Annotated in this window: 12 protein-coding genes and 2 pseudogenes; 8 read left to right on the forward strand and 6 right to left on the reverse strand. The window is 62.6% G+C overall.

Annotated elements, in window-relative coordinates; all coding sequences use genetic code 11:
• The first annotated feature begins 305 nt into the window (after window positions 1-305).
• Genes EXZ48_RS18980 through EXZ48_RS19005 form a run of 6 tightly spaced genes read left to right on the forward strand, consistent with a single transcriptional unit; the run spans window position 306 to window position 5,401 of the window.
• The gene (locus EXZ48_RS18980) at window positions 306-1,349 is read left to right on the forward strand and encodes a transporter substrate-binding domain-containing protein (RefSeq protein WP_023512435.1); all 1,044 of its coding nucleotides are present in this window, start codon (window positions 306-308) and stop codon (window positions 1,347-1,349) included.
• 29 nt (window positions 1,350-1,378) lie between these two features.
• Window positions 1,379-1,960: a putative dual use protein Tyr:Ser/Thr phosphatase gene (locus EXZ48_RS18985; protein ID WP_023512436.1), complete on the forward strand. Its 582-nt coding sequence runs from the start codon at window positions 1,379-1,381 to the stop codon at window positions 1,958-1,960.
• 44 nt (window positions 1,961-2,004) lie between these two features.
• Entirely contained in the window at window positions 2,005-2,577 is a 573-nt protein-coding gene (locus EXZ48_RS18990) for a GntR family transcriptional regulator (RefSeq protein WP_023512437.1), read from the forward strand.
• A complete protein-coding gene (locus tag EXZ48_RS18995; protein ID WP_023512438.1) occupies window positions 2,574-3,101 on the forward strand; it encodes a protein-tyrosine phosphatase family protein in 528 nt (175 codons plus the stop codon). The genes EXZ48_RS18990 and EXZ48_RS18995 overlap by 4 nt, the downstream gene beginning before the upstream one ends.
• Window positions 3,102-3,107: 6 nt before the next feature.
• A complete protein-coding gene (locus EXZ48_RS19000; protein ID WP_023512439.1) occupies window positions 3,108-4,301 on the forward strand; it encodes an ABC transporter permease subunit in 1,194 nt (397 codons plus the stop codon).
• Window positions 4,298-5,401, forward strand: coding sequence for an amino acid ABC transporter permease (locus EXZ48_RS19005; RefSeq protein WP_023512440.1), 1,104 nt, complete (start codon window positions 4,298-4,300; stop codon window positions 5,399-5,401). Before EXZ48_RS19000 ends, EXZ48_RS19005 begins: the two co-directional genes overlap by 4 nt.
• 47 nt (window positions 5,402-5,448) lie before the next feature.
• On the opposite strand, the gene EXZ48_RS19010 is transcribed toward EXZ48_RS19005, so the two are convergent.
• Window positions 5,449-5,745 carry a hypothetical protein gene (locus tag EXZ48_RS19010; RefSeq protein WP_023512441.1) on the reverse strand — a complete coding sequence of 99 codons (297 nt, stop codon included), beginning with the start codon at window positions 5,743-5,745 and terminating at the stop codon, window positions 5,449-5,451.
• A 140-nt stretch (window positions 5,746-5,885) separates the two neighbouring features.
• Between EXZ48_RS19010 and EXZ48_RS19015 the strand changes: the two genes are divergently transcribed.
• Complete coding sequence (locus tag EXZ48_RS19015; protein WP_037406515.1) at window positions 5,886-6,122, forward strand: hypothetical protein; 237 nt, start codon at window positions 5,886-5,888, stop codon at window positions 6,120-6,122.
• A gap of 56 nt (window positions 6,123-6,178) precedes the next feature.
• Here EXZ48_RS19015 and EXZ48_RS19020 read toward each other — a convergent pair.
• Window positions 6,179-6,274 (reverse strand): annotated as a pseudogene (locus EXZ48_RS19020) (short-chain dehydrogenase); the annotation flags it as partial.
• A gap of 103 nt (window positions 6,275-6,377) precedes the next feature.
• Window positions 6,378-6,824: pseudogene (locus EXZ48_RS19025) on the reverse strand (enolase C-terminal domain-like protein); the annotation flags it as partial.
• A gap of 51 nt (window positions 6,825-6,875) precedes the next feature.
• On the opposite strand from EXZ48_RS19025, the gene EXZ48_RS19030 reads away from it, so the two are divergent.
• Window positions 6,876-7,571: a GntR family transcriptional regulator gene (locus EXZ48_RS19030; RefSeq protein WP_024270394.1), complete on the forward strand. Its 696-nt coding sequence runs from the start codon at window positions 6,876-6,878 to the stop codon at window positions 7,569-7,571.
• Between the two features lie 329 nt (window positions 7,572-7,900).
• On the opposite strand, the gene EXZ48_RS19035 is transcribed toward EXZ48_RS19030, so the two are convergent.
• The 3 genes from EXZ48_RS19035 to EXZ48_RS19045 are packed head-to-tail and all read right to left on the reverse strand — an operon-like array spanning window position 7,901 to window position 10,007.
• Complete coding sequence (locus EXZ48_RS19035) at window positions 7,901-9,265, reverse strand: acetyl-CoA carboxylase biotin carboxylase subunit (protein WP_024270392.1); 1,365 nt, start codon at window positions 9,263-9,265, stop codon at window positions 7,901-7,903.
• On the reverse strand, window positions 9,262-9,510 hold the full coding sequence (locus EXZ48_RS19040) for a biotin/lipoyl-containing protein (protein WP_024270391.1): 249 nt from the start codon (window positions 9,508-9,510) through the stop codon (window positions 9,262-9,264). The genes EXZ48_RS19035 and EXZ48_RS19040 overlap by 4 nt, the downstream gene beginning before the upstream one ends.
• 23 nt (window positions 9,511-9,533) lie before the next feature.
• Complete coding sequence (locus EXZ48_RS19045) at window positions 9,534-10,007, reverse strand: aminotransferase class III-fold pyridoxal phosphate-dependent enzyme (protein ID WP_024270390.1); 474 nt, start codon at window positions 10,005-10,007, stop codon at window positions 9,534-9,536.
• Window positions 10,008-10,164 lie beyond the last annotated feature (157 nt).

Genomic DNA, 10,164 nt, shown 5'->3' on the forward strand with positions numbered 1-10,164 from the left:
CCTCAGCGAGGCCACACCAGAATGAAGGCTTCGAGTGAGGAGCGCGATTTCGCCTCCCAACCGAACTGACCGCTACATGGACGAGGCGGCCAAGCCAATGCTTGGTTTTCCCGAGCGGCGGCCTCTCCGGCAAGCCGGGGGACTCTCCTCCTCGTGTAGTCACACACACAAATCACCAAACGCAAGATTGACCGGGCAAACCCGACCAGAGTCATCGAAAGTCAGTTGACAGCGGGAAAACCCTCTCCTACGCTGAACATGTATACAGGTATAGCTGTCTCTACCTGAGCAGGAGGGGGAATATCATGCTTCGATCTTATCTCACAGCAGCGCTTGCCGGCGCTGCCGCTCTCGCAGTCACGTCCCATGCGCAGGCTGGCCCGGTTTTCGACGAGGTCGTCTCGGGCGGCAAGCTCGTCTGCCTGGTCAGTCCGAGTGCGCCCGGCTTCTCCGTGCCGGATAGCAATGGCGTCTTCCAGGGTTTCAATGCCGATTTCTGCCGCATGGCGGCAGCGGCAATCCTCGGTGACGCGAGCAAGGCAGATATTCGCGGCATCGGCTTTTCCGACTCGCTGAAGAGCCTCGTTTCCCGGCAGGCACACATGGCGTCCCGCTCTGTCACCGAGACCGGCACGCGCTCGGCCGATCCCGGTCTCTCCTTCGTCGCAACGACTTTCTATGACGGCCAGGGCTTCATGGTGTCGAAGGCGCTTGGCGTAAAATCGGCCAAGGAATTGAAGGGCGCGACGATCTGCGCCGAGGACGGCTCGACGACGCTGCTCAACATCGCAGATTGGTTCGCCGCCGAGGGCATGGACTACAAGGTCGAGAACATTGCCGACAAGACAGCGCGCCTCCAGGCTTTCTTCGCCGGCAAATGCGACGCCTATGCTTCCGACATGACGGCGCTCGCCGCCGACCGGCGCCTCGCCAAGAATCCCGATGACTACGAGCTTCTGCCGGAGATCATCTCCGCCGAGCCGCTGACGCTGGTGACCCAACCGGACGACACGTTGCAAAAAGCCGTGCGCTGGGCGTTTCAGGTCATGCTGAACGCCGACGAACTCGGCATCAACTCGACGAATGTCGATGCCACCGTCGCCGATCTCGACAAGCAGCCAAAGGCCGTGCAGCGTCTCTTCGCCAAGGACGGTGCGACTGCCGACATGGCAGCAAAGATGAAACTGCCCGCCGACTGGGCCTATCAGGTGATCAAGCAGGTCGGCTCCTACGGCGAGGTGTTCGATCGCCATCTTGGCCCTGCGACCCCTTTCAATCTGAAGCGCGAGGGCAGTCAGAATGCGCCTGCCAGCAAAGGTGGCCTGATGTACGCCTATCCGATACGGTGAGGCTGACGGCCAGACGGAGGAGAGGCGGCGTGGCGGATGTTGACGATCCCATATCCATCCGCGCCACCGTCGATTGCCCCGGCGGCGGGCGTCTGGTGACCCTCGGCGCACCCGGCCTGACCATCGACCATCGGGGCAGTCCCTGGATCGATCCTCATGGCGTCGACGAAACGTTGGCGGCACTCGCCGCCCGCAAGGCCGCCCTCTTCCTCTTCCTGGCACGCGACAGCGATTGTCCGCCCCGCTTGCGGGCAATACTGCGCGAGAAGGTCAAACAAGCCGGTATGGCCTTTGCCGCACTGCCGATCGACGATTTTTCCGCACCCGGTGCGGCGTGGATGCGGGCGTGGCTGCGGCTGGAGAAGCGGGTTTCAGCGCTGCTTGCCGAAGGGAGGGCCATTGCGCTCTGCTGCAGCTACGGCGCTGGACGGAGCGGCATGGCTGCCGCCCATATTCTCAACAGGCAGGGCCTTTCCGTCGAGGAAGCTCTGTCGACGATGCGCAAGGCTTTTCCGGAGTCGGTCGAAAGTCCCCTTCAGGAAGCCTGGCTGCATATTCACGACAACGGCCGCGCGGATGCGCGCCAAGCGAATGGAAAGGCAAAGGCGTGAGCTTACCGCAAATATCGAGATCCGGTCCGCCCCGTTCGGAAGATATGCTGCAGGAGCTGCGCTTCCGCATTTGCACCACCCATCCCGACACGCCGATGATGCTGCACGAGGGCAAGCTGGCGCAGGAATTCGGCGTCAGTCGCACGCCGATCCGCCAGGTCCTGCAACGGCTCTCCTTCGAGCATCTCCTCGAAACGCGTTCGGGCGTCGGTACGGTGGTGAGCACGCTTGACCCCGCCCAGCGCGACCTACATTTCTCCATGCTGTCGGATATGCTGCGTCTTTGCACGCGCTGCTGCGTTCCGGCTTTCGCCATGTCTACCCGTATCCAGCTGGCCACGATCACCGAGCTTACGGCCAATCCGGGCGAGGCGCCGCTCGCAAGCTATTTCGCCATCCGCACCCAGTTCCTCGACCTCGTCTCCGGCCTGGTGCAGGACCCCATCGCCGCCGAGGCCCATGCCGCCCTGCACTGGCGGGTTATCCGCTGGCGCATGCAGGCAGCGCGCGAGGATATCGACGCTGCCTTCTCGGCGATGCGCGCAACCGTGGCGGCCGTTTCGGCGGCGCAGACGCCAACCGCCCTTCTTGCCGACCTTGCGGCGGAAACCACATGACCGAAACGCCCTTCCTGCGCCCTGTCCGGCTGCCGCAGGGCATTGCCGGCGAACTCTGGCTCGGCCCGATGCCCGGCCGGCGTCGCCCGTTCGACGATGACATGGACGACCTACGGGCGCGAAAGATCACCCGGATCGTCAGCCTCACCTCGCTTGCGGAGATCGAGGAGAAGGCGCCGTCCTATGCGATTGCCCTTGGCGGCGAAATAAACATCGCCATTGTTCGCTTCCCGATCGCGGATTTCGGCATTCCGGCAGATGAAGTTGCCCTCTTCGCACTCGCCGACGAAGCGGCGCAGCATCTATCAGGCGGCGGAAATGTCTTCGTGCATTGCGCGGCTGGTATCGGCCGCACTGGCACCTTTGCCATCTGCATCCTGCGAGCCCTCGGCCTCAAGACGGTGGAGGCCGCGGCCCTTGTCGCCAGCGCCGGGTCCGGACCGGAGACCGACGCGCAGAAGGCTTTGGTAGACCGGTTCCAAGCCCCCACCCGGCCACGCCAACCGGCAGAAACGAGCCCGTGAGCGTCCATGGACCAGAAGCTGCAAATCCCTCACGCTGCGCAGGACGGTCCACCCCGGACGCGGCTTGCCGTTTCCTGGCCCGATATCGGCGTCGGCCTTGCGATGCTCGCGGCCTTCGCCCTCATCGCCTACAACATCCATTCCAATATGATGGCAGCCGGCATTGAGCCGGGCTTCGCCTTCCTTATCCAGCAGGCCGGGTTCGACCTCAGCGAAACGCTCATTCCCTACGGCGCGAATGACAGCTATCTGCGTGCGATCCTCGCCGGCCTTGCCAACACCATCGTGGTCGCCGTGGCGAGCCTTGTCATCGCTTCCCTCGCGGGCCTGCTGCTCGGTCTTCTCAGCGTCAGCAAGGCACCTCTCGCGCGGCTGTTCGCACTCGCCTATGTTGAATTGTTCCGCAACCTGCCGAAGATCCTGGTCCTGCTGGTCATCTTCGTCGCCGCGGTGAACGGCCTGCCGGCCATCCGGCAGGCGCTGGTGCTCGGCCCCTTCACGATCTCCAACCGGGCAATCTATCTGCCCTGGCTTTCGGAGGATCCGCGCAACACCCTTTGGCTCGTCGCCTGCCTGTTGCTCGTTCCGCTCCTCGTCTGGCTGTGGATCCGCCGGGCCGCCCGCAGGCAGGCCCTTCTCGGCCGTCGCGGGCCCGTCCTGCCGATAGCCCTCGCCCTTTCCGTCGCCGTGCCGACGGTTCTCGCCGTCGCGCTTGGCGCGCCGCTCGGGCTATCCTGGCCGGCGCTGGAAGGCTTTTCGGTCAAGGGCGGTGTCGCCCTTTCCATCCAGTTCTGCACAGTGGCGGTCGCGCTCGGCCTTTATCATGGCGCCCAGATCGCCGAGGTGCTGCGCGGCGGCATCGAGGCCGTTCCGCAGGGCCAGATCGAGGCGGCCGCGGCGCTCGGCCTCAAGGGCGGCCAGACGACCCGGCTCGTCGTCGTGCCGCAGGTACTGCGAACCGTCGTTCCGCCCCTTAACAACCAGTTCGCCAATCTCCTGAAGAACACGTCGATCTCCATCGCCGTCGGCTATTCCGACCTCATGTCCGTCGCGGGCACGGCGATCAACCAGACCTTCCGGCCGCTGGAAACCATGCTGATCACCATGGCGATCTACCTGCTGCTCTGCCTTGCGCTCACTGGCGCGCTGAACCATTGGAGCGCGCGCATCCGCGCCCGGGAAGGACGAGGATCGCGATGAGCGTAGACATCCAGCCTGCTCTAAACGGCCGAGCCTCGACGTGGCTGCGAAGGCAGCTTTCTCGGCCAGGCTCCAGCCTCCTGTCGCTGGCAAGCGGCGGCCTCGCCCTCGCGATCCTCTGGATCATCATCGACTGGCTTGTGCTCGCCGCGGTGCCGCCTTTTGCCGACCCTGCCGCCTGCGCCGAAGCTGCCGGTGCCTGCTGGCCCTTCTGGGTCGAAAAATCCCGCTTCATCCTCTTCGGCACCTATCCGTTCGATGAGCAGTGGCGGCCGATGTTGGTCTCATTCCTGCTGCTTGGCCTCTCCATCGCTACCGGCCAGATGGCCGTCAGCGGGCGCTGGCTGGACATCCGCCTCTTTGCGGCGCTCTGGCTTGCCGGCATGGCCGCATCCTTCGTCCTGATGGGCGGCGGTGTGCTCGGCCTTGTTCCGATCGATGCCAACAGATGGAACGGCCTGCCGATCCTTCTCATCCTCTCCACCATCGCGCTCGCCCTGGCACTACCGGTCGGCGTGCTGCTTGCGCTTGCCCGCTACCAGACGCGCCATCGGCTGCTGCACCGCGCCGCGGGCGCCTATGTCGAGATCATGCGCGGTGTGCCGATGGTGACGCTGCTCTTCGTTGGCGTCTTCGTGCTGCCGCTGACCCTGCCCAAGGGCATTGCGATCGACCCGATCGTGGCAGTGCTCATCGCGCTCGTCTTCTTCCATGCCGCTTATTTCGCCGAGGATGTGCGCAGCGGCCTGATGGCGTTGCCCGCAGGACAGCACGAGGCCGCCTCCTCGCTCGGCCTCGGCTTCTGGCAGACGGCCCGCCTCGTGCTTCTGCCACAGGCTATCGAGCGGGCGATGCCCGCCCTCGTCAACAGCACGATCGGCGCCTACAAGGACACCTCCCTCGTCGTGATCCTCGGCCTGCACGACCTCAGCGCCACCGCCCGCATGGCCTTCAGCGACGTTGCCTGGGGAAACCAGGCGCTGGAGGCCTATGTCTTCGTCGGCGCCTGGTTCCTGATCTCCTGCTCCTACCTCTCCTGGATCGGCCGGCGTCTCGCCGCGCGGGCAGCCAAGGGCCGAAGCCTCAAGGCCTCCCGTTGAAAGAGCCGGTGAACGAAACGGCCTGATGACCGCTCCAGGGCGGATGGCTAGCCACGTTGCACGACCAGGAAAAGCGCCGCAATCAAAAGCACGAAGAGCCCGGCCGCGGCCGCCGCTATTCCCAGGAGGGCAAACCATGTGCGCGGGTTGCTCAGGCTCGGTCGCTGGCCGTCGGCCGCCTTCGTGCCGAGAAACGTCAAGGCCCCGAGCACGACCGGCGTGCCTCCCCCCACGACCATGGCAGTTGCTCCTTCCGGAGCCGTGGTGCGCCAGATCATCCCGAACAGATAGATGCCAGCGATCGTTCCGGCGATCAGCGAACCAAGAACGAGGAGCAAGCGCATCGTACTTCACCGCCGCAACGTGTAAATGCTTTCCGACTGATGGACCCGATATTCGCAGTGTCGTCAACAATGTCTGAGGTCGAGGACACATGCGATGATTGCGCAGGTGAACGGTGTCGGAACGAATTCACTGTTTTGAGATGTCCAGGGACGTTTGGAACGAGGCAATCGCCGCGTTGCGGGCCCATGGGTGGTCTCTCGACATGGGAGGCGGTCTCGATCATTCGTGGGCCGTGCTGGAACGGGACGGCCTGCGCGTGGAAATGGACTACGACATCTGGGCAGGAGGAGAGCTGGCTCTCTTCCCAGCCGACAGGAAGAAGGCAAACGCTCTCTTGCCGACCACCGTGCTCGCGATGCTGGGCGGCCCCTGGTGAATGCCTCTCCATCTTGCCGGCTTGGCGCGCTGACCGGTGCATAGGCCTTCCATTGCTCAGCCCGGGTCATGCAGCACGCTCATTCCGCCATCGACCGTCAGGCAGGTGGCGTTCATGAAAGGGCATTCGTCCAAGATCATGAAGAGGCTCGCCTCCTCGGCAAGGAAAACCTCGACATTGCAAGCCCGATGCCCTGCACCGCACCGGTGACGACGATCCGTTTTCCGTCAAGACGTCCGGCCATCTCCGCTCCCCCTACCATTCGGCGACACTGCCGTCTTCATGCCGCCAGACGGGGTTGCGCCAGCGATGACCCTCCTTTGCCCGTTCGATGACATAGGCCTCGTCCAACTCGACGCCGAGCCCGGGTCCCTGCGGGATCGAGACGAAACCGTCGGCATAGTGGAACACCTCCTTGTTGGAGATGTAGTCGAGGATGTCGTTGGCCTTGTTGTAGTGGATGCCGAGGCTCTGTTCCTGGATGAAGGCATTGTAGGAGGCCGCATCCGCCTGCAGGCAGGCGGCGAGCGCGATCGGGCCCAGCGGGCAATGCGGCGCGAGTGCCACGTCATAGGCTTCCGCCATCGCGGCGATCTTGCGGCATTCCGTGATGCCGCCAGCATGCGAAAGATCCGGCTGGAGGATGTCGACATAGCCATCCGAGAGCACGGACTTGAAATCCCAGCGCGAATAGAGCCGTTGGCTGGGTATAGTGCGGCAAGGAATCGAGAAAACGTCGAGGGGCAGGAAGGCATGGCTTTCAAGAATAACTCGACGCGGGAGCCGATCGCTGGAAAGGCCTATGCCTCGATCAAGCGTCGCATACTTGACCTCACCCTGGCGCCCGGAGAAACCCTCTCAGAACAGCGACTTGCAGCGGAGTTCGGCCTGAGCCGCACCCCGGTACGCGAAGCGTTCAAGCGGCTGGAGAATGAAGGCCTGGTAGATGTTGTCCCTCAACAGGGCACATTCGTCTCACCGATCCGCCGCGAACTTGTCATGGACGCGCAATTTGCAAGGGCATCGCTCGAATGCGCTTTGGTCCGTTTGGCAAGCCAGAAGCGCACCGAGCATGATATTGTCTTGCTTCTGGAAAACCTGGAAGCACAAGAGCGCGTCGCCGCGCGCGGCGACTTCGACACGCTTTTCCGACTGGATGAAGAAATGCACGAGGCAATCGCCGCGATCGCCAGGCGACCCAATATCTGGTCACTGATCAGCGACATCAAGATTCACATGGATCGAGCGAGGAAGTTAACGCTCAGGCCAGACCATATCCCAACTCTATTGAAGCAGCACAAAGCAATTCTGGACGCCATCGGCGCGGGAGATCCAGACCGTGCAGAAGCCACCATGAATGAGCATCTCAGTTTCATCGTCGAGCATTTTGACGAATTTATCGCTGCGAACCCCACTTTCGTTCGGGAGGTGGTCAAGAGCATTTTTTGACGCCCAGGAAATGCACATAGATGCTCGAGCCGCCGGGATGCGCCTTAATTTCCAACCGGACAGCCAGGATGAGGTTGCCGGCCATCAGCTGGCATGTTCCTGAGCGCGATTGGGGCGCTTTCCGGCACACGAGCCAGGGCCCGCAAAACCCACTGCAGTTGATTGATGAACGACAGCCACAATGTTGACGGCGAGCGGAAGGGGCATTGCCATCGAGGCGTTGAGTTTCTCGAGTTGAAGCTACCGTTCAAATCCGGGATGCAGTGAGCCCCCATCTACCCTTCATATCTGCGACGGCCTCGTTCCGAAACACCGATCGCGTAACCTTTTCATTTCGATTCGATACTGGACAGCCACCGCTCCAACCATTGTGTGGACACATCACCTGCGATGATGTCGGCGTTGCGCGTGAGCGTGCGAAAGAGGGGCGCCGTGGTAGCAACGGGAGCGACATCAAGGGATTCAAGTGCTTCCTTCAGGCGCTCGATGGCGTCCTTGCGGGAGACTGCCTTAACGATCAGTTTGCCCACGAGGGAATCGTAGTAGGGCGGCACACGGCTGCCAGTATCGAAGCCGGTATCGAAGCGGATGCCTTCGCCTTCAGGAACCTGCAACCGTTCGATGACGCCGGGACTGGGAAAGAAGTTGCGCGCTGGATCTTCGGCATTGATGCGAACCTCAATTGCGTGGCCGCCCACACGGATGTCCTCCTGCCGCATCGATAACGGCGCTCCACCGGCGATCAGCAGCATTTCCGCGACGAGATCGATGCCGGTGATTGCTTCTGTCACCGGATGCTCGACCTGGATGCGCGTGTTCATTTCGATGAAGTAGAATGCTTTGCGGGTAGGATCGTAGAGATATTCCATCGTTCCAGCACCGCGATAGGCGACCGCGCTCGCCAGCCGTACCGCCGAGGCACAGAGTTCGGCGCGCTGGTCCGCTGACAGTACGGCGGCAGGCGCCTCCTCCCAGACCTTCTGGCGCCGGCGCTGCAACGAGCATTCCCGTTCGAAGAGGTGGATCACGGTGTTGCCGTCACCGAGGACCTGCACCTCGATATGGCGCGCGTTCTCGACATAGGCCTCCATGTAGAGGCCGCCGTCGCCGAAGGCGGCCTTGGCTTCGGCTATGGCCTGCGGCACCGCGCCTAAAAGCTCATCGGCGTTGCGCACGACGCGAATGCCCCGGCCACCACCGCCGGCCGCAGCCTTGATCATCACGGGATAGCCCATCTCCTCGGCAAGCGTCAGTGCCGCCGCGGGATCTTCAAGACGGCCATTGCTGCCGGGCACGACGGGAACACCCGCTTCAATGGCTGCGCGCCGAGCATTCACCTTGTCGCCCATGCGCTCGATCGTGTCGGCATCCGGCCCAACGAAAATCCGGCCCATAGCTGTCACCGCACGGGCAAAATCCGCATTTTCCGAAAGGAAGCCATAGCCGGGATGAACTGCATCCGCGCCACTGCGACGCAGGGCATCGAGTACGTTCTCAACGTTCAGATAGGATTTTGCGGCAGCCGCCGGACCGATCTCGATGACCTCATCCGCCATGCGCGCTGCAAGCATTTCGCGGTCAGCTTCGCTGACAACCTGCACAGTGGCAATCCCGAGCTTCCTTGCAGCGTTGATGATGCGGACCGCGATCTCGCCCCGATTGGCGATCAGCAGTTTGCGGATTGAGCCGCTCATGCCGCACTCTCGATCTGGCAAACGGCCTCACCCGGTTCGATATTGGCACCGCTCTCTACCGAATAGCCGAGAAACGTGCCGGCAGCATCCGCCTCAACCGGCAAGAAGGATTTCATCACCTCCACGAGCGCAACCGTTTCACCTGCAGCGACCGGGTCACCCTTGGTTTTGAACGGCGCAGCCTCAGGAGAAGACGACAGGTAGATCACACCTGGCAGGATTGCTTCGATAGTCTTGATGGTCATGGTTGTCTCCGGAAGTCTCAGTGTCAGGACAGGCGGTGCAGCACGCGGTCGAGCTTTTCGATCAGTTCGTCCGCATTCTCGCGCGAGAAGACGATGGGCGGACGGATCTTCAGCACGTTCGCCGCCTTGGCGCAGCCGGAGATGAGCACATTCTCGTCCCGCAGGCCGTTGATGATGCGCGTGGCGGCGGCGGCGTCCGGCGTCTTGCCTGCCCTGTCCGAAACGATCTCGACGCCGAGGAAGAGCCCCGCGCCCCTGATATCACCGAGGCAGGCATGTTTGCGGGCAAGCGCCTGAAATCCGTCTTTGAGATAGAGGCCGATCACGCGGGAATTTTCGAGAAGGTTTTCCCCCTCGATCACGTCGAGCACCGCGGAGGCCGCAGCCACGGCCACGGCATTGCCACCGAACGTATTGAAATAACGCGCCTTCTTGCCAAATTCGGCGAGAACTTCGGCGCGTGCGGCAACGCCCGCCACCGGGAAACCATTGCCCATAGGCTTGTTGGTTTCCACGCAGAACTGAGCCGGTTAGGCGCATAATTTCCATTGAGAATTGAGCCATGTGAACCTTCCCTCAACGCGGTGAGCGACGGGGGCAACGGAGTGATCCACATGGGACTTTTAAACATCATCCGTCGGATGGCGCTGCGCG

Origin of the sequence: Shinella sp. JR1-6 (assembly GCF_004284735.1) — a bacterium.
Classification (GTDB): Bacteria; Pseudomonadota; Alphaproteobacteria; order Rhizobiales; family Rhizobiaceae; genus Shinella.